This is a genomic window from Streptomyces sp. NPDC045956, assembly GCF_056430705.1.
In genome coordinates, this window is sequence record NZ_JBWKKZ010000001.1 from 567,692 (window position 1) to 588,340 (window position 20,649).

The window sequence follows — 20,649 nt, forward strand, 5'->3', positions numbered from 1 at the left end:
CCTTCACGGCCCGAGGACCCCGGAGCCGTCGTCTGTCACCCGACCACCCTCACCGATCGGCGGCGGCTCCGGCCCACGGGAGAAGGCGGCACCCTGTGCGGGGGTGCCGCCTCTCCGCGTTCACCCGGTGTTTGTGACGCGTTCCATGGTGTGAATCCCTGTGGGTTGAGCAGCAGCAAGCTGTCAGCGAAGTTTGAGATCCCCGGCAGCGGACAGCGGCCCACACCGGAACGGTGGTTGGATGACCTCGACGGATCACAGGGAACCGGCCGGCACGACCGCCTCGCACCGCGGTGGGGGCGAGACCGCCTCCGGCGTGCCGGGACCCCGGACCGCCGCCGAGGCGAGAGTGCCCGAGGCCGGTCCCCCCGTCCGCAGGGACCGGCTCGCGGCGCTCGACGGGCTGCGGTTCCTGGCGGCGCTGGCCGTGGTCTTCTTCCACTTCGTCGGCCAGGCGCCCTCCACGATGCAGACCATCTGGGGCCGGCCCGTCGGCGAGGTCTTCCCGCAGGCGCACGGCTACTTCGCGTTCGGCCGGCTCGGCGTCGAACTCTTCTTCCTGATCAGCGGCTTCGTCATCTGCATGAGCGCGTGGGGACGCACCCCGCGCGACTTCTTCATCTCCCGCGTCACCCGGCTGTACCCGATGTACTGGGCGGCGATCGTGATCAGCGGGTGCGTGATCTTCTTCGCCGACAACCCCTTCGGGCATCCGCACCCGCGCGTGCTGTTCGCCAATCTGACGATGCTCCAGACCCCGCTCGGGGTGGAGCACCTGGACTCCGTCTACTGGACCCTCTGGCCCGAGATGTGCTTCTACCTCACCTTCGCGGTCGTGGTGTGGAAGGGCCTGACCTACCAGCGCGTGGTGATCTACTGCGGACTGTGGACGGTCGCCGCGGTCCTGGCGCCCAGCGCCGACATCCGGCTGCTCACCCTGCTGGTGAATCCGCCGTCGGCCCCGTACTTCATCGCCGGCATGGCCTTCTACCTCATGTACCGCTACCGGCCGACGCCGCTGCTCTGGGGCATCGTCGCCATGTCGTGGCTGGTGGCGCTGCACTACCTGCTGACGCCCGACGGGGGCCGCCTCAACTGGGACTCCTGGTCGCCGGGGCGCGGCTGGCTGGTCCTGGTGATCACGGTCTTCTTCCTGCTCATCGCCGCCGTCGCCCTCGGCTGGACCCGCTGGATCCGCTGGCGGGGGCTGACCGTGGCCGGCACGCTGACCTTCCCGCTGTACCTGCTGCACGACGCCATCGGCGTGAACGTCCTGCACCGCTTCGGCGACCGCGCCGACCCCTGGGTCGTGGTAGGGATCACCGTCGCGGCCCTGGTCGCGCTCTCCTGGGTGGTGCAGCGGTTCGTCGAGCGTCCGGTGGCCCGGGTCGCCAAGCGCTGGCTGAGCAGCGCCGCCTTCAGCCTGAAGGCGCCGGCGCCCCGCCGCTGAGCGGCGGACGGGACGCCGAGGGCGGCCGGCTCGGCCCCGCCGGGTCAGGCGGTCCCGTCGCCCCGGCGCCGGCGCACGGCCAGCAGCAGCCCGCCGCCGGCCAGGACGACGACGGCACCGCCCGCCGCCAGGTACGGCGTGCTGTCGTCGCCGCCGGTCTCGGCCAGGTCGGCACCCTGCTGCCCGGCCGCCTCCTCGCCGCCGCCGGAGCCGTCCTCGGCCGCCCCGGAGCCCGCGCCTTCGTCGGTCTTCTCGTCCGTCTTCTCGTCGTCCGCGGGCTCGAAGTCCGCGGGCGGCTTGTCGCAGCCGACGCCGTCCCGGTCGCGGTCCAGGTGCTCGCCGTAGTGCGGGTCGCCCTCGGCGATGTTCGCGTAGCCGTTCTCGTACGCCTCGGTGCAGTTCTCGAACGGGTGGGTGCCCTCGTGCGCCTGGGCGGCGGTCGGCAGGGCGGCCAGGGCCAGCGCGGCGAGGGCCACGGCGGCGGGCTTGCGGAGCAGCTTCATCAGGAGTCCCGGGAATGGTGTGGATGAGTGGATATGAGGTGACGAAGCTATTGAGGGGCACTGGGTGTGGTGGCGATATGAAGGACTCGTGATGCGAACGTGACGTGACCGGACGGTAACTCTCCGCTCCCGGGTGTGGGGCGCGTACGGTGAGCAGGGTCCGGACCTGGGAAGGAGCCGCTGATGACCGGCTGGAACGTGGGCGACATCCCCGGCCAGGACGGGCGCGTCGCCGTCGTCACCGGGGGCAACGGCGGCCTCGGTCTCGCGGTGGCCCGGGAGCTGGCCCGCAAGGGAGCGTCCGTGGTGCTCGCCTGCCGCGACGAGGGGCGGGGGAGCGCGGCCGTCGAGCGGCTGCGCGGCGAGGTGCCGGACGCCGCGGTGGAACTGGCGCGCCTGGACCTCGGGGACCTGGCGTCGGTACGGGAGTTCGCGCACGGACTGCCGTACGAGCGGGTCGATCTGCTCGTCAACAACGCCGGGGTGATGGCCCTGCCCTACGGGACGACCGCGGACGGCTTCGAGACGCAGTTCGGCGTCAACCACCTGGGCCACTTCGCCCTCACCGGGCTGCTGCTGCCCACCCTGCTCGCCACGCCCGGCGCCCGGATCGTGACCGTCTCCAGCATGCTGCACGCGCTGGCCAGGGTCGATCCGCGCGACCTCAACAACGTACGCCGCTACGGGCGCTGGACCGCCTACGCCCGCTCCAAGTCCGCCAACCTGCTCTTCACGCACGAGCTGGCCCGGCGGCTCGCGGCCCGGGACGGCGCCGCCGGCCTGCGCGCGGTCGCCGCCCACCCCGGCTACGCGGAGACCGGCCTCCAGACCGCCGGACCCCGGGCCGAGGGGCGCCGGATCGCCGAAGGGCTGATGCTGCTCGCCAACCGGGTCGTCGCGCAGTCCCCCGAGGGCGGCGCGCTGCCCGTCCTGTACGCGGCGACCGCGCCCGACCTGCCCTCCGACTCCTTCACCGGCCCGTCCTTCGCGATGTGGCGCGGGGCGCCCGCACCGTCCTGGCGGGCGCCCTGGACCACCGACGACGCGATGGGGGAGCGGCTGTGGGCCGCCTCCGAGCGGCTGACGGGCGTCACCTACGAGGCGTTGAAGCGCTGACGGCGTGCGCGGTCAGGCGCGGAACGGCCCGCGCACCTCGTAGGTGATGCCGCCGGAGGAGCTGCCGCTCGTGCCGCGCTGGCTGGAGAAGTACAGCCGCGTGCCGTCGGGCGAGAACGCCGGGCCGGTGATCTCCGAGCCGGACTGCCCGTCGATCCGCAGGAACGGGGCGATCACGTCGGCGGGCGTGATCACGCAGATCTCCATGTTGCCGCCGTCCTCCGCGACGAAGAGGTCGCCCGAGGAGCTGCCGGTGACGTTGTCGACGCCGGTCAGCGGGGCCGTGCCGGACGTCACCAAGGAGTCGTCGTAGGCCAGTTCGATGGTCTGCGCGGCGGCGTCGTACTGCCAGACGCGGTTGTCGCCCTTGGTGGTGAACCAGCAGGTGTCGTCCGCGTAGTAGCAGCCCTCGCCGCCGTTGAAGCGCTTGGCGCCGGACACCTGGTTCCGGGTGGCCGTGGCGCCGGACGGGTCGGGGACCCGCGCCCAGGTCACCGGGCCGCTGGTGGCAGAGCCCGCGACCAGCACCTCCAGGGTGCCGGCGGACAGGTCGCCCCAGGTCGTCGGGCGGAAGCGGTAGAAGCAGCCGTCGGTCACGTCCTCGGTGAGGTACACGACCCGGCGGACCGGGTCGGCCGCCGCCGCCTCGTGCTTGAAGCGGCCCATGGCGTCCCGCCGCACCGCTGCCTTCACACCCCACGGGTCGGTCTCGTAGACGTAGCCGCGGTCCACCTCCTCGCAGGACAGCCAGGTGTTCCAGGGGGTCCTGCCGCCCGCGCAGTTCTGCCGGGTGCCGGAGAGCACCCGGTAGGCGGAGGTGACCGCGCCGGTGGACGAGAACCGCACCGCGCTCGCGCCGCCGGAGGGGTTGATCTCCGAGTTGGAGACGTAGATCCAGCCGGATCCGTCCGCGTAACAGGCGCCGCCGTCCGGTGCGTTGTGCCAGGTGTACGAGGTGCCCGACACCTTCTGGCCGGAGCGGGCGATCACCCTGCTGGTGAAACCCGCGGGCAGGCGGACGCCGTTGCCGTCGGGCGCGCTGAGCGCCCCGTACGGCCCGCTGCCGGGCTGGGCGGGCGCGGCGTACGCGGCACCGCGCCACAGGGTTCCGCCGAGGACGGCCGAGCCGCCGACGACGGCCGTGCGCAGGAGGGTACGACGATCCACTGCTGCCTCCGTGGGTCATGTCCGGCCCCCGTCACCGGCCGGCGACGGAGGCGTGCGGTCACGGACCCTAGGCGGGCCGGGTTGACGGTCCATGGACAACTCGTGACGGCCGGGCGGCGCGTCGCCCCCCTCCCGTGCCGGGCCGGGGGCTCAGGCCGTCTGGCCGCCGTCCACGACCAGGTCGGTGCCCACCACCGAGGACGCGTCCTCGGACGCCAGGTACAGCACGGCCGCGGTGACCTCCTCCACCGACGAGACCCGGCCGAGCGGTGTCCCGCCCCGCATCCGCTCCGTCCGCTCCGCCTCCGTCTCGCCCGGCAGCAGGGACATGGAGGTCGCCGTGGCGCCCGGGCTGACGGCGTTGATGCGGACGCCGTCGGCGATGTGGTCCAGGGCGGCGCCCCGCGTGAGCACCGAGACGGCCGCCTTGGTGGCGGCGTAGGCGGTGGCGCCCGGGCTGCGCTTGTGCACGCCGAAGGTCGAGGCGATGTTCACGATGACACCGCCGGCCGGCTGGGCGCGCATCCGCCGCACCTCCTCCCGCAGGGCGAGGAAGACGCCGGTGACGTTGATGTCGAGCTGTGCGTGCCAGTCCTCCTCGGCCAGGTCGGCCACGGGGGTCCCGCCGCGGAAGACGCCCGCGTTGTTGACGGCCACGTCGAGGGAGCCGAAGCGGTCCACGGTCGCGTCCACGACGTCCCGCACGCCGGCGGCCCGGGACACGTCGGCGGTGACGGCCAGCGCCTTGCCGCCCGCCTCCTCGATCAGGGACACCGTCTCGTCGAGCGGCTCCCGCCGGCGCCCGGCGACGACGACCTGCGCGCCCTCGCGGGCGAAGGCGAGGGCGACGGCCCGACCGATGCCGGAGCCGGCTCCCGTGACGAGGGCGGTCCTGCCGGCGAAGCGCTGGGTGGTGGTCATGAATCTCCCCTTTTTCTTGACCGATCGGTTCAGTATGAGGGCGGGAAAAACGCCCCTCCGCGGAGGGGCGCGTCCTGCGCGTCCGTCTCAGTCGAGCAGCGCCAGGACCTGGTCCGCCGCGTCCCGCACCCGCGCCGGGTCCGGCGAGGCCTTGCCGACCACGCGCATCCCCTGGAGCAGGACGAGCAGCAGGCGGGCCAGGGTGAGCGGGTCGCGGCCGGCGGGCAGTTCGCCCTGGGCGCGGGCCCGGACGAGCGCGGTGTGCAGCGCCGTCTCGAGCTGGTCCCAGTTGCGCTCGACCCGCCGGGCGGCGGCCGGGTCGTGCGGGGCCAGCTCGGCGGCCGTGTTGGTGACGAAGCAGCCGCGTTCCCGGGTGCCCCCGGCGGCCGACTCGGCCGCGTAGCGCCGCACCAGGGCCCGCACGCCCGCCAGGGCCGGACCGGGCCGGGCCAGGTCCGTCATCAGGTCCGGGAGCAGCCCCTGTTCGTAGCGCTCCAGCGCCTTCAGGTACAGCTCGCGCTTGGGGCCGAACGTCGCGTAGAGGCTGGCGCGTCCGACGCCGGTGTGCTCCACGAGGTCGGACATCGACGTCGCCTCGTAGCCGCGCTGCCAGAACAGCTCCAGGGCTGCCCGCAGCGCGGCGTCCGGATCGAACTCCTTGGTCCTGGCCACGCGGTGCAGCCTAGACCTTTCTGTAACGACCGGTCAAGAAAGCCGCTCAGGCGGCCTTCACCTCGTACGTCTCCACCCGGACCGCCTCGTCGTCCAGGCACACCCCGGTCGCCAGGTCGAAGCGCTGCTTGAGCAGCGGGGAGGCGACGAACGGGCGGCCCTGGTGGGTGCCGGTGAGGCCGCGGGAGAGGACCGCCGCCCCGGTGAACGGGTCCCGGTTGTCGATGGCGTACAGCTCGCCGCCCCGGTCGCGGAAGAGGGCCACCTGCCCGCCGTCCGGCAGCAGGGCCGCGACGCCCCGGCCCGGCAGCAGATCGCCGAGGTCACAGGCCGTGAACCAGTCGTCGGTCAGCCGCAGCCGGACCTTCAGGTCGGTCGTCTCGGGTGCCAGGGTCATCGCCGGGTGCTTCCTTCCAGGAGGTCTTCCTCGGTGCGCCGCAGGCCGATGTCCAGCAGCGGCAGGTCGGGCTTCATCTGGTCGCGCTCGGGCACGAAGCCCACGACCGGGTCGGGGGTGTCGGGTGCGTTCACGAAGGACACGAACCGGGCCAGCTTCTCGGGGTCGTTGATGGTCTCGGCCCACTCGTCCCGGTAGTGCGAGACGTGGGCGGACATCAGGGACTCCAGCTCGTCGCAGATGCCGAGGGAGTCGTGCACGACCACGTCCCGCACGTGGTCCAGGCCGCCCGGGATGCGCTCCAGCCAGGTGGAGGTGCGCTCCAGCTTGTCGGCGGTGCGGATGTAGAACATCAGGAACCGGTCGATCAGGCGGACCAGTTCGGCGTCGGAGAGGTCCTGCGCGAGCAGGTCGGCGTGGCGCGGGGTGGCGCCGCCGTTGCCGCCGACGTAGAGGTTCCAGCCGTTGGCGGTGGCGATCACGCCGAAGTCCTTCGACTGGGCCTCGGCGCACTCGCGGGCGCACCCCGACACCGCCGACTTCAGCTTGTGCGGCGACCTGAGCCCCCGGTAGCGCAGCTCCAGGTCGATCGCCAAGCGCACGGAGTCCTGGACGCCGTAGCGGCACCAGGTCTGCCCCACGCAGGACTTCACCGTGCGCAGCGACTTCCCGTAGGCGTGCCCGGACTCGAAGCCGGCGTCCACCAGCCGGGCCCAGATCACCGGGAGCTGCTCGACGCGGGCGCCGAACATGTCGATGCGCTGGCCGCCGGTGATCTTCGTGTAGAGCCCGAAGTCGCGGGCGATCTCACCGATGACGATCAGCTTCTCCGGGGCGATCTCCCCGCCCGGGATGCGCGGCACGACCGAGTACGAGCCGTTGCGCTGGAGGTTGGCCAGGAAGTGGTCGTTGGTGTCCTGGAGGGCCGCCTGCTCCCCGTCGAGGACGTAGCCGCTCGCACCGATCGCCGGGGCGAGGGAGGCGATGATCGAGCCCACCGTCGGCTTGCAGACCTCGCAGCCGTCGCCGCCCCGGGCACCCTCACGGCCGTGCCGGTCCAGCAGCTCCCGGAAGGAGGTGATCCGCAGGGTGAGGACGATCTCGTACAGCTCCTCGCGGGTCTGCGCGAAGCAGCCGCACAGGCCCTTGTCGACCTCGACGCCGCTCGCCTCCAGCTCGGCGGTGAGCAGCTGGCCGAGCACCTTGAGGCAGGAGCCGCAGCCGGTGCCGGCCTTGGTGCACTTCTTCACCTCGGGCACGGTGGTGCACTGGTGGTCGGTCACCGCGCCGCGGACCGCGCCCTTGCTGACGTTGTGGCAGGAGCAGATCACCGCCTCGTCGGGCAGCGCGGAGGGGCCCAGCTGGACCGGGCCGCCGACGCCGGCGGGCAGCACGAGGGACTCGGGGGAGACCGGCGGGACCGAGCCGGTGAAGGCGCGCAGCGTGCCGTACGCGTCCGCGTCGCCGATCAGGATGCCGCCGAGCAGCGTGCCGTCGCGGGCCACGACCAGCTTCTTGTAGAGGCCGGCCCGGGAGTCGGAGTAGACGACGTCCAGGCAGTCCTCGGCGGTGCCGTGCGCGTCGCCGAAGGACGCCACGTCCACGCCGAGCAGCTTCAGCTTGGTGGACAGGTCGGCGCCGGTGAACGCCGCCTCGTCGGCGGCGATGGTCGCGGCGGCCGTCTCGGCCTGCTCGTACCCGGGCGCCACCAGGCCGTACACCCGGCCGTCGGCCGCGAGCGCGCACTCGCCGATCGCGAACACGTGCGGGTCGGACACCGTCCGGCACTGCTCGTCGACGCTGATGCCGCCGCGCTCGCCCACCGCGAGTCCGCAGTCGCGGGCCAGCTGGTCGCGGGGGCGGACACCGGCGCTGAACACCACCAGGTCGGTGGCGAGTTCGGAGCCGTCGGACAGCTTCATGCCGCTGACGGCGCCGTCCTCGCCGACCAGGATCTCCTGCGTGCCCACGCCCGTGTGGACGGACAGGCCCATGTCCTCGATGGTGCGCAGCAGCGCCGCGCCGCCGCCCTCGTCGACCTGCATCGGCATCAGGCGCGGCGCGAACTCCACGATGTGCGAGGTCAGTCCGAGCCCCTTCAGGGCGCCGGCGGCCTCCAGCCCGAGCAGTCCGCCGCCGACCACCGCGCCGGTCGTCGCGGTCTTCGCGTACGCCTCGATCGCGAGGAGGTCCTCGATCGTCCGGTAGACGAAGCAGCCCTCGGCGTCCTTGCCGGGGACCGGCGGGACGAAGGGGTAGGAGCCGGTGGCCAGCACCAGGACGTCGTAGTCGAGGACCAGGCCGGAGCGGGCGGTCACCCTGCGCGCGTCCCGGTCGACGGTCTCCGCCGCGTCCCCGACGCGCAGTTCGATGCCGTGCTCGGCGAGGAAGGCCATGTCCGTCATCGACAGGTCCTCCGGGGTCTTCCCGGAGAAGTACGAGGTGAGCCCGACGCGGTCGTAGGCGGGGCGGGGCTCCTCGCAGAGCACGACCACGCGGTGGGTCGCGGTCAGGCCGCGCTCGGCGAGTGCCTCGAGGAAGCGCTGGCCGACCATGCCGTGGCCGACGAGCACGATGGTGGGGATGGGCCCCGGGGTGGCGGTCATCAGGAGCCTCCGTCAGTGGTGAGCAGGTGGAGCAGGGGGCCGCCGTCGGAGGGGAGCGGCTCTGCTCCCTCCCAGGCGCGCGCCAGCGCGCCGACGGTGCCGAGTTCGCCGACCAGGACCCCGCCGACCAGGCGGTCGTCGCGCACGACGACCTTGCGGTAGGTGCCCCGGGTGGCGTCGGCGAGCTGCACGACGTCGTCGCCGGGGCGGGGGTCGGTCTCGCCGAACGCGGCGAGGTCGAAGGGGCTGTCCGGCCCGGTGAGGGTGAGCCGGGTCAGGGACCGGGTGCCGGTGTAGCGGGCGGTGCCGCCCCCGGCGAGCAGCCCGGCCAGCACGCCGGCCTGTTCCAGTGCGGGCGCGGCCAGCCCGTACACGCGTCCCGCGTGCTCGGCGCAGTCGCCGACGGCCCGGACGTACGGGTCGGAGGTGCGCAGCTCGTCGTCGACGAGGACGCCCTTGCCGACCTCCAGGCCCGCCGCCTGCGCGAGGCCCACCCGGGGCCGGACACCGCAGGCGAGGACCACCAGGTCGGCGCCGAGGGCGTACCCGTCGGCCATCTCCACCGACCGCACCGCCCCGCCGACGCTGCGCACGTCCCGTACCCGGCACTCGGTGTGCACCTCGACGCCGAGGTCCTCCAGGTGCCGCCGCACGAGCGCGGAGGCGGCCGGGTCCAGCTGGCGTTCCATGAGCCGCTCGGACTGCTGGGCGAGGACGACCTGCGCGCCCCGCACGGCCAGCGCGCGGGCGGCCGAGACCCCGAGCAGCCCGCCCCCGATGACGACGGCCCGCACCCCCGGCCGTACCGCCTTGGACAGGCCCAGGCAGTCGTCCATGGTGCGGAAGGCGTGCACGCCCTCGGGCAGCTGGTGGTCCGGGGTGAACAGGCCGCGCAGCGGCGGCAGGACCGCGTTGGAGCCGGTGGCGAGCACCAGCGTGTCGTAGGCGATCACCGAGCCGTCGGCGCACCGCACGGTCCGCCCGGTCCGGTCGATGCCGGTGACCCGGCCGCGCAGCAGTCCGGCCGGCGCGGGCAGCGCGACCACCTCGGGGCTGTACCGCCCGGCCAGCACCTCCGCGAGCAGTACCCGGTTGTACGGGCGGTGCTCCTCGTCGCCGACGACCAGCGCGGGCGTGCCGAGCTCACCGAGCCGCCGGGCGAGCGTCACGCCCGCCAGTCCGGCGCCGATCACCACCACACGCGTATTCGAGGTCATGGCACCGAGCCTGCGGTGCGGGTGTTACCCGGTGGCATCGCGTCTGTTTCCCACCGGGAACGCTGCCCTCAGCGGGGGCCGGGGGCGGGTGTGAGGGGCACGGCACCGGTGACGGGCACGTCGCCGGCGGCCGACCGCGGGCGGGATCGGCGCGACCACCGGCGGGCGGCCGTGCGCAACCTCAGAAGACCCTCATCTCGATGGACGGCACATCCATCTCGTCCGTAGGGTCGCGGTCGTGCCCGACATATCGCTGACCACGGTCGTCCTCCTGTGTCTCGCGGCCCTCGCGGCCGGCTGGATCGACGCCGTGGTCGGGGGCGGCGGGCTCCTGCTGCTGCCGGCGCTGCTGCTGGGCCTGCCCGCCGGCACCCCGGCCGCGCACGCCCTCGGCACCAACAAGGCGGTCGCCATCGTCGGCACCACGGGCGCGGCGGTGACCTACGCGCGCAAGGCCCCGGTGGACGTGCGGACCGCCGTACGCATCGGGCTGGCGGCACTGGCCGGCTCGTCCGGCGGGGCCTTCTTCGCGGCCGGGATGAGCACCGAGGTGCTCAAGCCGGTGATCATGGTGGTGCTGCTCGCGGTGGCGGCCTTCGTGATCCTGCGCCCCGCCTTCGGCACCGCACCCGCCACCGGCCCGGCCACCCGGCGCCAGATCCTCGCCGCCATCGGTCTCGGTGGCCTCGGTATCGGCTTCTACGACGGGCTCATCGGCCCCGGCACCGGCACCTTCCTCGTCCTGGCGCTCACCGCCCTGCTCCACCTCGACCTGGTGACCGCCTCCGCCACCGCCAAGATCGTCAACTGCTGCACCAACGCCGGCGCCCTCGCCACCTTCGCCTGGCAGGGCGCCGTCCTGTGGCAGCTGGCCGCCCTGATGGCCGTCTTCAACCTCGCCGGCGGCATGTTCGGCGCGCACACCGCCCTCAAGAAGGGCAGCGGCTTCGTCCGGGTCGTCCTGCTCACCGTCGTCTTCGCGCTGGTCGCGAACCTGGCCTACGAGCAGTGGCTGGCCTGACCGCGACCCCCGGCCGCGCCGGGCGGGCCGGCCGGGGACCGGGGCGGGAGGTCAGGAACGGACGAGGCGACGCACCTTCTCCACGTCGCCGCAGCCCTCCTTCAGCAGACGCGCGCGCACCTCGCGGAAGGCCGCGCCCAGCTCCTCGCGCCGCTCCATGGCGACGTTCTCGCGGGCTCCGTTGAGGATGGTCCGCTCCTCCTCGTCGGCGTGGTGGGTGACGGCCTCCACCAGCTCCTCCAGCTTCGTGTCCCACTCCTCGGAACCGACCTCCTCGACCTCCAGGAGGGCGAGGAGGGCCTCGTTGCCCTCGTCGTGCTCGTGCTCGCCGTGCTCGACCTCTTCGTCGTCGATGTTCTTGTAGCGCTTGAGGGCGGGGTAGACCTCCGCCTCCTCGGCCTCGGCGTGCGCGATCAGCAGGTCGGCGAACTCGCGCAGGGCGGCCGCGCGGTCGGCTTCCACGCTGCGCATCAGACGGAAGAGGTCCTCCATCTTCCGGTGGTCCCGGAGGATGAGTTCGACGACGTCCCCGGATTCGGTCATGGCAAGACACCGCTTTCTCGTGCTCTCGTGCTTCCGGTTCTTCTCCTGAAGACACCTGCCAGCACCGTTTACCCCGGTCCGCCCCGTCCATCGCCCCAGCGCGCCGGACGGACGCCGACGAGCCCCGCTCAGGTGTCCCTGCCGCGCCGCAGATCCAGCAGCTCCACCATCCCGGTCGAGTCCTCCTCCCCGTGCCCCTCGGCCAGCCACCGCTCCATCACGCTCATGTACGGCGTCAGCAGCTCCGCGCTCACCTCCTGCTCCTCGGCGGTGCGCAGCAGCGTCGCGTTGCCCGCCACCTGCATGGCGAGATTGGACACGACGCCCTTTCCGTAGTCGCCGCTCTCCAGCTGGTCGGCGGCCAGGTGCACGGCGGGCGCCATCGCGGTGAGCCAGTCGGCGAGCAGGGGCGCGAAGTCCGTGGGCCGGACGTCCTCGCGTCCGATCAGCGCGAAGGCGTGCGTGACCCCGGCGAACATGCCGCTCATCGCGCTCAGCAGCGCCACGTCGTGCAGCGCGGCGAAGCCCGGGTCCGCGCCGACGTAACGCGTCCCGGCCGGGACGGCGAGCGTCTCGCGGTGCTCCTCGAACAGCTCCGCGGAGCCGCTGTAGAAGACGTAGCCGCCGGAGCCGGCGTCCCCGATCATCGGCGGTACGGCCATGATCCCGCCGTCCAGGAAGCGGGCTCCGCGCGCCGTCGCCCAGGCCGCGCGGGACCGCCCCTCGGCGGGCGTCCCGGTGGTCAGGTTCACCAGGTCCCGTCCGTCGAGGGCGGCCCCGTCGAGGGCCTCGCCGACCGAGGCGTCGTCCAGCAGGCAGACGATCACCAGGCGGCTCGCGGCGACCGCCTCGGCCGCGCTCGCGGCGACAACGGCGCCCTCGGCGGCGAGGGCCTGGGCGCGGGCCGGGGTGCGGTTCCAGACGGTGACGGGATGGCCGGCGGCGAGCCAGGCGCGGACCAGGGCGGTGCCCATGGCGCCGGTGCCCAGGACGGTGAGCGGAACACGGGAGGTGGAGGCAATGTCGGTCTTGGGAGAGTCAGTCATGGGAGAAGACTCCGCCGGGGCACCGGGCCGCTCAAGTACCCACTTCGAAGTGGGCGGTTACCCTCAGGAAAGCATCCAGGCGGGCGCGGAGGGACGGGGGACGGGCATGGGGACGGCACGGCGGCCGGGGGCGTACGTGTGCGGGGTCGACGCGGCGATGGACGTGATCGGCGGCAAGTGGAAGGTGCTGATCCTGTGGGCCCTCGGTGAGGGGGCGCTCCGGTTCGGCGCCCTGCGCCGTGAGCTGCCCGGCGTGACCGAGAAGGTGCTCGCCGGGCATCTGCGGGAGCTGGAGGCCGACGGCATCGTGCACCGCGAGGAGTACCGCGAGGTGCCGCCGCGCGTCGAGTACTCGCTGACCGCCCGGGGCGTCGCCCTCAACGAGGCGCTGGCGCCGCTGGGCGCGTGGGGGAGGGCGAACGTCCTGGACCCCTCAGCGGCTGCCGGTGAGGTGCGCGAAGACGACCACGTTCCCCTGGTATCCGGTCCCGCGTGACCAGCCGCCGCCGCAGGTGATGACGCGCAGCTCGGGCCGGCGCGCCGGCCCGTACACCTTCTCGTCGGGGAAGTCCTCGGCGGCGTACACCTCCACCGCGTCCACGGTGAACACCGCGACACCGCCGTCGCGCCGGTCGACCTCGATCGCGGCGCCCTTCCTGAGCGAACCGAGGCGGTAGAAGACGGCCGGGCCCTCGGCGTTGTCCACGTGCCCGGCGAGGATCGCGGTGCCCCGCTCGCCGGGCGTGGTGCCGGCCTCGTACCAGCCGGCGAGGTTCTTCCGCTCGGCGGGCGGCACGTCGAGGCTGCCGGCCGGGGTCAGCCCGAGGCCGGTCAGGGGGGCGTCCACGCCGATCGCCGGGATGCGGACCCGGTCCGGCGGCGAGGGCGGCAGCGCCGGTGCGGCGGGCGCCCGAACGGCCTGCCCGGCGCCGGTGCGGGCCTGCGCGGCCGACGGCTGGGGCGGGAGCCCGGTGCCGCCGCCGCCGGCCAGCAGCCAGGCCCCGGAGCACAGGGCGACCGCGGTCACGGCCGCTATCGCGGAGTTGCCCACCCGGCGCATGACGTCCCCTCTTCTCCTCTGGTCCAGGTCCTCGGTCCTCGGGTCCGCACGGGTCCCTGCCCCCTCCGGGCCGCGAGGGGCGTCGGACCCGGAGGGGGCGGGGAAGTGCGGTACCGGCGGACGGGCAGCGGAGGGTGCCCGTCAGATCCCGTCGCCTCTCGCCCGGCGATGCAGGAGCCAGGTACCGCCCGCGGCGGCGACGGCCAGAGCCGTCACACCGGCCGCGGTCTGCACGGGATCGGGGCCCAGAGCGCCACCGACCCCCGTCTTCACGCTTCCTCTGGGGTGGACCTGCTCACGGGCCGGGGTCAGGGTGACCACCAGGTCGCCCGTCACCCGCAGGTCGCTGCCCGCACAGGTGGCGACGATCTCGTACGTCCCCGGCTGCGCGCTCGGCGGCACCTCGAAACGACCGGTCGTCGCGCCCTCCCCGGCCTCCGGAGCCAGCGGGAACGCCCCCGCGCCCACCGCGCCGGCGTCACCCGCCGCCGATCCGTCCGCGCCGCACGCCGCCGTGCGCACCGCGGCCCACTCACCCGGCACGACGGAGACCGGGTGCACCTCCAGTCCCCCGGTCGCCGCGGCCGGTCCGGTCTGCGCGTGCGCCTCGGCGGCGAGGCCGAGGGCCGCGACGGCGAGCGCGGTACCGGTCAGCAGGCGGGCGGTACGTCGCATCGGTGCTCCTTTGAGCTTCTCGGTGGCCCCTGCCCTACCGAGGAAAGTGGCACCGGACGCGACCCGCTCCCCGAGGGCGCGCCGGGAATGGGATGAACGGGTGTCGCCCGCACGTCCACGCGGCCCGCGCGGGACGCCGTTCGGGCAGGTCACCGGGGGGAGGCCGGGGCGTGGCGGAAAAGATCCCGAAGGGCGCGGGGCGCGCGTGTGAACGGGTGACCGGCGCCTCCGAACGGGTCCGCCGCCCCGCTTGACCTCAAGCAATGTCGAGGTATCAGGCTGTCGCCCATGAACACAACGACCGACCCGCTCCGGGTGACCCTGATCATCGGCAGCAACCGGCACGGCCGCTTCGGCCCCGTCGTCGCCGACTGGCTCCTGGACCACCTCCGGGCCCACGACGGCCTGCTCCCCGAGGTCGTGGACGTCGCCGCGACCGACCTTCCCACCACGCTCGCCCCGACCCCGCGGGCGACCGCCGCGCTGGCGGAGATCACGCCGGGACTGGCGGACGCCGACGCGTTCGTGGTGCTCACGCCCGAGTACAACCACTCGTTCCCGGCGGGCCTGAAGAACCTCATCGACTGGCACTACGGCGAATGGCGGGCCAAGCCCGTCGGCCTGGTCTCCTACGGCGGTCTGGCCGGCGGTCTGCGCGCCGTGGAGCACCTGCGCCAGGTCTTCGCCGAACTGCACGCCGTCACGGTCCGCGACACCGTCTCCTTCCACAACGCGGGCGCCTCCTTCGACGCCCGGGGCGCCCTCGTGGACCCCTCGGGACCCGACGCGGCGGCGAAGACGATGCTCGACCAACTGGTGTGGTGGGGCAGGACGCTGCGGGAGGCGCGGGAGAAGCGGCCCTACGGAGTCGCGTGAGCCCGGACGGATCGGGGGAGGACTACGGGCGGCGGCCGCCCCGGTCCGTCGTCCGGGGCGGCCGCCGCGCGTGCTCGCCGGGCTCAGCCCACGTTCACCGCGCTCCACGCCGCGCCCACCGCGGCCCGCTCGGCGCTGTCGGCGCCGTAGAGGTCCCCGGCCGCGCGGAGGGTGGCCGTACGGGCGCCCGCGTAGTCCGTGGACGAGGTCATGTAGACCGTCAGCGCGCGGTACCAGATGGCGCCCAGCTTGTCCCTGCCGATCCCGCGGACGGTGGAGCCGTCGCAGGTGGCGGAGGTGTGGCGCACACCGCCCAGCGTCTTCGCGCCGCTGCCCTCGGCCAGCAGGTAGGCGAAGTGGTTGCCGACTCCGGAGGAGTAGTGGACGTCGAGGTCCGCCAGCCCGCTGCTCCAGCAGTCGGCCGAACTGCCGTCCCTGCTCGGCCGGTCCATGAAGCGCAGGGCGTCCCGGCCGAGGCCGGGGCGGACGACCTTCTCGCCGATCAGGTAGTCCCCGGCGTCGGCGGGGTTGTCCGCGTGGAACTCCACCAGCGTGCCGAAGACGTCGGAGGTCGCCTCGTTCAGCCCGCCCGACTCGCCCGAGTACGTCAGCGCCGCCGTCGACGACGTCACGCCGTGCGCCATCTCGTGCCCGGTGACGTCCAGCGAGACCAGCGGGCCGAGGGTCGTCCCGTCCCCGTCGCCGTACGTCATGCAGAAGCAGCCGTCGTCCCAGAAGGCGTTGTTGTACCGGGTGCCGTAGTGCACGCGGTTGAACGAGCCCCTGCCGTCCCCCGCGATGCCCCTGCGCCCGTGGACGTCCTCGTAGTAGTCCCAGGTGACGTCCGTGCCGTACTGGGCGTCCACCGCGGTGGAGGCGCGGTCCTCCGCCGTCCCCGTGCCCCAGTGGTTGTCGGCGTCGGTGAACACCGTCGAGGGCGCCCGGACCAGGCAGAGGGTGAGCAGGCACAGGTCGGTCGCCTGCGCCGCGTCACCGGTGTACGTGCCCCCGCGCGTCACGTCCGCGAGCCGGTACGACGACCCCGACCGCGTCGTCTCCAGCGGCACCGTGCCGCCGTACAGCGACTTCCCGTCGCCCGACACCGACTCGACGGAGTCCCAGGCGTCGATCCGGGCGCCCGTGCCCGCGTCGGTCAGGACCGTGCGCGCGACCGGGTGGCCGGCGGCGTCCAGCGCGGCCGCGTCCGTGCGCCAGGCCAGCCTCGGGGCGCCGTGCAGGGCGTCGACGACCAGCCGGGGCCGGGCGGTGAGCTTCTTCAGCAGCTCGCCCGGCTTCGCGGCGCGCAGCACGCCCGCGGCCAGGTCGGCCGCCTCGGGGGCCGCCAGCCGCGGCGTGACGGTGGGGAGCGCGATCGGGGCCCGCGTCGCGCGGTCCGCGCCGCGCCAGGCGCCGTCCGGGGCGAGGTGGACGACGAAGTCGCCGCCCATAACGGGCAGTCCGCGGTAGGTGCGGTCGTAGCGCACATGCCGGCTGCCGTCGTCGTCGACGACGACGTCGCGGACCCGCGTGTCCTGCGTGTCGGTCGGACCGAGGTCCTCGGCGTGGTCCGCGAGGGCCGCCGCCGCGTTCTCGCGCGCCTCGGCGGAGGTCGGCCGGCCGGCCGCCTGCGCGGCGGGGACGAGGGCGGCCGTCAGGAGGGCGGCGGTGGTGGCGGCGATGCCCGCCGTGGCGATGCGGGCACCTCGGACGTGCCGTATTCGGCTCATCGGACTCCTTGCGTGGGGGAGCGCGTGGGGGCGCGGGGAGCGGGGCGCGGAGAGTGGGGGCGCGCCGGTGTCGACCAAGATTGCGGGCGGCCGACATGTCATGTCCATAGCCGTCAGGTGGAGATCGTGGGAGGCATGAGGGGAGAGAATGACCCTCCGTGGACACCGCGCGACTTCCGTTCTTCGTCTACGGCACGCTGCGCCCCGGCGGCCGCAACCACGGCCTCTTCCTGCGCGGACGCACCCTCGCCGAGGAACCGGCCCGCCTGCACGGCGCCCTGCTCTACGCCGGCCCCGGATACCCGTACGCCGTGGAGGACGCGGCGGGAGTCGTCGGCGGGGAGCTGGTCACCGCCCGCCCGGAGGCGTACGGCGAACTCCTGGCCGCCCTGGACCGGTTGGAGGAGTACGTGCCGGGCGACCCGCGCAACCTGTACGACCGCGTGGCCAGGACGGTCGTGCGGGACGCGGACGGGGCCCCCGTCCGCGCCTGGGTGTACGTCGCCGCCCCGGCCGTCGCCGCCCGCCTGCGGGCCCGGGGCACGCCGGTCGAGGGCGGCAGCTGGCCGCCCGGGCGATGACCGCCCCGGGGGTGGCGCCCTCGCACGGTCACCCCTGAGCCGTGGCCGCCGCCGTCCCCACCGCCTCGATCCGCACCGCGCACACCTTGAACTCGGGCATCCGGGAGGTCGGGTCCAGCGCCGGGTTGGTCAGGGTGTTGGCACGGCCCTCGCCCGGCCAGTGGAAGGGCATGAACACCGTGTCCGGACGGATGCCGGTGGTGATGCGGGCCGGTGCCACCGCCCGCCCGCGCCGCGAGACGACGGCCAGCGGGTCGCCCTCGGCCGCCCCGAGCCGCGCCGCCAGCCGCGGGTGCAGCTCCACGAAGGGGCCGGGCGCGGCGGCGTTCAGCTCCGCCACGCGCCGGGTCTGCGCGCCGGACTGGTACTGGGCCACGACCCGCCCCGTGGTCAGCAGCACCGGGTACTCGTCGTCCGGCTCCTCGGCGCTCGGCCGGTGCGAGACGGGGGCGAAGCGGGCCCGGCCGTCGTCGGTGGCGAAGCGGTCCAGGAAGAGACGGGGCGTGCCGGGGTGCGGGTCCGGGTCCGGGTGCCGCTCGGGTGCGGGGGCCCCGGCCGGTGCCGGGCACGGCCAGAACACCCCGTTCTCCTCCGCCAGCCGCCGGTAGCTGATCCCGGAGTAGTCCGCCGGGCCCCCGGCGCTCGCCCGGCGCAGCTCCTCGAAGACCTCCTCCGGCTCGGTCGGGAAGCCCTTCTCGACGCCGAGCCGGCCGGCCAGCCCGTGCAGCACCTCCAGGTCGCTGCGGACCCCGTCCGGCGGGGTGAGCGCCTGCCGCCGCAGCAGCACCCGCCCTTCCAGACTGGTCGTGGTCCCGGACTCCTCCGCCCACTGCGTCACCGGCAGGACCACGTCCGCCAGCGCCGCCGTCTCGGAGAGCACCACGTCGCACACGGCCAGGAAGTCCAGCGACCGCAGCCGCTCCTCGACATGGGCCGCGCGGGGCGCCGACACCACCGGGTTGGAGCCCATGACCAGCAGTGACCTGATGTCGGACCCCAGCGCGTCCAGCAGCTCGTAGGCGCTGCGCCCGGGCCCCGGCAGCGAGTCCGGGTCCACCCCCCACACCTCGGCCACATGGCGCCGCGCCGCCGGGTCCGTCAGCTTGCGGTAGCCCGGCAGCTGGTCCGCCTTCTGCCCGTGTTCGCGCCCGCCCTGCCCGTTGCCCTGCCCGGTCAGGCAGCCGTACCCCGACAGGGGCCGCCCGGCCCGTCCGGTCGCCAGGCACAGGTTGATCCACGCCCCCACCGTGTCCGTGCCCTTGGCCTGCTGCTCGGGCCCCCGCGCGGTCAGCACCATGGCCGCCTCCGGCGCGCAGAACAGCCGCACCGCCTCCCGCAGCTCGGGAACGGACACTCCCGTGATCCGCTCCACGTACTCCGGCCAGTGCGCCATCGCCGCGGCCCGCGCGTCCTCCCAGCCCGCCGTGCGCGCCTCGACGTACTCCTCGTCCACCCGCCCCTCGGCGACCACCAGGTGCAGCATCCCCAGCGCCAGCGCCAGATCCGTGCCGGGCCGCGGCGCCAGGTGCAGGTCGGCCTGCTCGGCGGTCCGCGTGCGGCGCGGGTCGACGACGATCAGCGTGCCGCCGTTCTCGCGCAGCTCGGTGAAGTACCGCAGGGACGGCGGCATCGTCTCGGCCGGGTTCGAGCCGACGAGGATCACACAGCCCGTCCTGGGGATGTCCTCCAGCGGGAAGGGCAGCCCCCGGTCGAGCCCGAAGGCCTTCGTGCCGGCCGCCGCGGCCGACGACATGCAGAACCGGCCGTTGTAGTCGATCTGCGAGGTGCCCAGCGCCACCCGTGCGAACTTGCCCAGCGTGTACGCCTTCTCGTTGGTCAGCCCGCCCCCGCCGAACACCCCGAGCGCGTCCGCGCCGTGCTCCGCGCGCGTGCGGGCCAGGTTCCCGGCGATCCGGTCCAGCGCCTCGTCCCAGCTCGCCGGCGCCAGCGTCCCGGCCGCGTCCCGCACCAGCGGCGAGGTCAGCCGGGCGCCCGCCGCGAGCACCGCCGGCGCCGTGCGCCCCTTGCCGCACAGCGCACCCCGGTTCACCGGGAAGTCGGCGCGCTCGCTCACCTCGACGGTCCCGTCGGCGGCGGTCGTCAGATTCATCCCGCACTGCAGGGCGCAGTACGGGCAGTGCGTGGGCGTGGCGGTGTTCTGCATGCCGCCCAGCCTGCGACGCCCGTGTTACGCGACCGGGCGGCGCTTTGTTACGCCGCCGGGACGGCGACCTCCCCGCGGCCGGCCCCGGGCGGTGAGGCGCCCCCGCCGCCGCCCCGGCCCCCGCGTCACCCCGCGTCGGCCAGGGCGCGCTCCACCCCCGGCTCCCGCGGTCCGAGGAAGCGCGGGTCCGGCTCGAACACCGCGTCCACCGCGGCCTTGCCCGCCGCGACGACCTCGCGGACCGCCCCGTAGTACCAGGTCGTGTCGTGCGCCTCGTCGACCCCGACGCCGTACGACACCACCCCCGCCTCCCGGCACAGCGCCACCGCGCGCCGGATGTGGAAGCCCTGGCTGATCAGCACGGCCCGGTCGACCCCGAAGATCTTCTTCGCGCGCACGCACGAGTCCCAGGTGTCGAAGCCCGCGTAGTCGCTGACGATCCGCCGGTCCGGCACCCCGTGCCGCACCAGGTAGGCGCGCATGGCGTCCGGTTCGTCGTACTCCTCGCGGCTGTTGTCGCCGGTGACCAGGATCACCTCGATCCGCCCCGCGCGGTGGAGCCCGGCCGCCGCGTCCAGCCGGTGCGCCAGGTACGGGGACGGCTCACCGTCCCACAGCCCGGCGCCGAAGACGACCGCGACCTCGGCAGGCGGCACGTCGGCCGCGCTGCGCAACCGGTCCCCGGTCGTCAGGTGCAGCCACGTCGCCGGCAGCAGCGCCAGCACGCACCCGGCGGCCACCGCCCGGGTCAGCCGCCGCCACCCCTTGCGGGTGTGCGGCAGGCGCGGTCTGCCGGGTCTCCAGCGGCGCATCGGTCGGTCCCCTCCCCGGTCGTCTCCCGACCCGTAGGGACGTACCGGAGCGCCGTCCGGTTCACCGCGCGTCTCACAGGAGGTGCCCGGCGCCG

General features: G+C 74.3%; 20 protein-coding genes. 6 read left to right on the forward strand and 14 right to left on the reverse strand.

Annotated features, from left to right (window positions below):
* Positions 1–241 precede the first annotated feature (241 nt).
* Positions 242–1,450, forward strand: a complete 1,209-nt coding sequence (locus tag AC07FV_RS02435) for an acyltransferase family protein (protein ID WP_479084061.1) — start codon at positions 242–244, stop codon at positions 1,448–1,450.
* A gap of 44 nt (positions 1,451–1,494) precedes the next feature.
* On the opposite strand, the gene AC07FV_RS02440 is transcribed toward AC07FV_RS02435, so the two are convergent.
* The gene (locus tag AC07FV_RS02440; RefSeq protein ID WP_479084062.1) at positions 1,495–1,953 is read right to left on the reverse strand and encodes an excalibur calcium-binding domain-containing protein; all 459 of its coding nucleotides are present in this window, start codon (positions 1,951–1,953) and stop codon (positions 1,495–1,497) included.
* Positions 1,954–2,136: 183 nt separating this feature from the next.
* Here AC07FV_RS02440 and AC07FV_RS02445 point away from each other — a divergent pair, with 183 nt between their 5' ends.
* The gene (locus AC07FV_RS02445) at positions 2,137–3,069 is read left to right on the forward strand and encodes an oxidoreductase (RefSeq protein WP_479084063.1); all 933 of its coding nucleotides are present in this window, start codon (positions 2,137–2,139) and stop codon (positions 3,067–3,069) included.
* Positions 3,070–3,081: 12 nt separating this feature from the next.
* Here AC07FV_RS02445 and AC07FV_RS02450 read toward each other — a convergent pair whose 3' ends face one another.
* The 6 genes from AC07FV_RS02450 to AC07FV_RS02475 all read right to left on the reverse strand — a co-directional run bounded on the left by AC07FV_RS02450 (position 3,082) and on the right by AC07FV_RS02475 (position 10,049).
* Positions 3,082–4,236 (reverse strand): alkaline phosphatase PhoX, encoded by a 1,155-nt coding sequence (locus tag AC07FV_RS02450; protein WP_479084064.1) that lies wholly within the window; start codon positions 4,234–4,236, stop codon positions 3,082–3,084.
* A gap of 150 nt (positions 4,237–4,386) precedes the next feature.
* The gene (locus tag AC07FV_RS02455; protein WP_479084065.1) at positions 4,387–5,157 is read right to left on the reverse strand and encodes an SDR family NAD(P)-dependent oxidoreductase; all 771 of its coding nucleotides are present in this window, start codon (positions 5,155–5,157) and stop codon (positions 4,387–4,389) included.
* An 87-nt stretch (positions 5,158–5,244) separates the two neighbouring features.
* The gene (locus tag AC07FV_RS02460) at positions 5,245–5,829 is read right to left on the reverse strand and encodes a TetR/AcrR family transcriptional regulator (protein WP_479084067.1); all 585 of its coding nucleotides are present in this window, start codon (positions 5,827–5,829) and stop codon (positions 5,245–5,247) included.
* Positions 5,830–5,875: 46 nt separating this feature from the next.
* On the reverse strand, positions 5,876–6,226 hold the full coding sequence (nirD, locus tag AC07FV_RS02465) for a nitrite reductase small subunit NirD (protein ID WP_383642256.1): 351 nt from the start codon (positions 6,224–6,226) through the stop codon (positions 5,876–5,878).
* On the reverse strand, positions 6,223–8,832 hold the full coding sequence (gene nirB / locus AC07FV_RS02470) for a nitrite reductase large subunit NirB (RefSeq protein ID WP_479084068.1): 2,610 nt from the start codon (positions 8,830–8,832) through the stop codon (positions 6,223–6,225). The genes nirD and nirB overlap by 4 nt, the downstream gene beginning before the upstream one ends.
* Positions 8,832–10,049 carry an NAD(P)/FAD-dependent oxidoreductase gene (locus AC07FV_RS02475; RefSeq protein ID WP_479084070.1) on the reverse strand — a complete coding sequence of 406 codons (1,218 nt, stop codon included), beginning with the start codon at positions 10,047–10,049 and terminating at the stop codon, positions 8,832–8,834. Before AC07FV_RS02475 ends, nirB begins: the two co-directional genes overlap by 1 nt.
* 238 nt (positions 10,050–10,287) lie before the next feature.
* Between AC07FV_RS02475 and AC07FV_RS02480 the strand changes: the two genes are divergently transcribed.
* On the forward strand, positions 10,288–11,070 hold the full coding sequence (locus AC07FV_RS02480; protein WP_361014532.1) for a sulfite exporter TauE/SafE family protein: 783 nt from the start codon (positions 10,288–10,290) through the stop codon (positions 11,068–11,070).
* A gap of 51 nt (positions 11,071–11,121) precedes the next feature.
* On the opposite strand, the gene AC07FV_RS02485 is transcribed toward AC07FV_RS02480, so the two are convergent.
* Together AC07FV_RS02485 and AC07FV_RS02490 are read right to left on the reverse strand one after the other, a co-directional pair.
* Positions 11,122–11,613, reverse strand: a complete 492-nt coding sequence (locus AC07FV_RS02485) for a hemerythrin domain-containing protein (RefSeq protein WP_479084072.1) — start codon at positions 11,611–11,613, stop codon at positions 11,122–11,124.
* A 128-nt stretch (positions 11,614–11,741) separates the two neighbouring features.
* On the reverse strand, positions 11,742–12,659 hold the full coding sequence (locus tag AC07FV_RS02490; protein WP_479084073.1) for an NAD(P)-dependent oxidoreductase: 918 nt from the start codon (positions 12,657–12,659) through the stop codon (positions 11,742–11,744).
* Between the two features lie 106 nt (positions 12,660–12,765).
* On the opposite strand from AC07FV_RS02490, the gene AC07FV_RS02495 reads away from it, so the two are divergent.
* The gene (locus AC07FV_RS02495; protein WP_479084074.1) at positions 12,766–13,155 is read left to right on the forward strand and encodes a winged helix-turn-helix transcriptional regulator; all 390 of its coding nucleotides are present in this window, start codon (positions 12,766–12,768) and stop codon (positions 13,153–13,155) included.
* Here the strand turns inward: AC07FV_RS02495 and AC07FV_RS02500 are convergent.
* Positions 13,093–13,719 (reverse strand): class F sortase, encoded by a 627-nt coding sequence (locus AC07FV_RS02500; RefSeq protein WP_479084075.1) that lies wholly within the window; start codon positions 13,717–13,719, stop codon positions 13,093–13,095. The genes AC07FV_RS02495 and AC07FV_RS02500 overlap by 63 nt on opposite strands.
* A 141-nt stretch (positions 13,720–13,860) precedes the next feature.
* A complete protein-coding gene (locus AC07FV_RS02505) occupies positions 13,861–14,394 on the reverse strand; it encodes a hypothetical protein (protein WP_479084076.1) in 534 nt (177 codons plus the stop codon).
* Positions 14,395–14,682: 288 nt separating this feature from the next.
* On the opposite strand from AC07FV_RS02505, the gene AC07FV_RS02510 reads away from it, so the two are divergent.
* A complete protein-coding gene (locus tag AC07FV_RS02510) occupies positions 14,683–15,270 on the forward strand; it encodes an NADPH-dependent FMN reductase (protein ID WP_479084078.1) in 588 nt (195 codons plus the stop codon).
* Positions 15,271–15,353: 83 nt separating this feature from the next.
* Here AC07FV_RS02510 and AC07FV_RS02515 read toward each other — a convergent pair whose 3' ends face one another.
* Positions 15,354–16,997 carry a M4 family metallopeptidase gene (locus tag AC07FV_RS02515; protein WP_479084080.1) on the reverse strand — a complete coding sequence of 548 codons (1,644 nt, stop codon included), beginning with the start codon at positions 16,995–16,997 and terminating at the stop codon, positions 15,354–15,356.
* Positions 16,998–17,155: 158 nt separating this feature from the next.
* Here AC07FV_RS02515 and AC07FV_RS02520 point away from each other — a divergent pair, with 158 nt between their 5' ends.
* Entirely contained in the window at positions 17,156–17,578 is a 423-nt protein-coding gene (locus AC07FV_RS02520; RefSeq protein WP_479084081.1) for a gamma-glutamylcyclotransferase family protein, read from the forward strand.
* A 28-nt stretch (positions 17,579–17,606) separates the two neighbouring features.
* On the opposite strand, the gene AC07FV_RS02525 is transcribed toward AC07FV_RS02520, so the two are convergent.
* Together AC07FV_RS02525 and AC07FV_RS02530 are read right to left on the reverse strand one after the other, a co-directional pair.
* On the reverse strand, positions 17,607–19,742 hold the full coding sequence (locus tag AC07FV_RS02525; RefSeq protein WP_479084083.1) for a molybdopterin oxidoreductase family protein: 2,136 nt from the start codon (positions 19,740–19,742) through the stop codon (positions 17,607–17,609).
* A gap of 125 nt (positions 19,743–19,867) precedes the next feature.
* Complete coding sequence (locus AC07FV_RS02530; protein WP_479084085.1) at positions 19,868–20,554, reverse strand: SanA/YdcF family protein; 687 nt, start codon at positions 20,552–20,554, stop codon at positions 19,868–19,870.
* Positions 20,555–20,649: the final 95 nt, after the last annotated feature.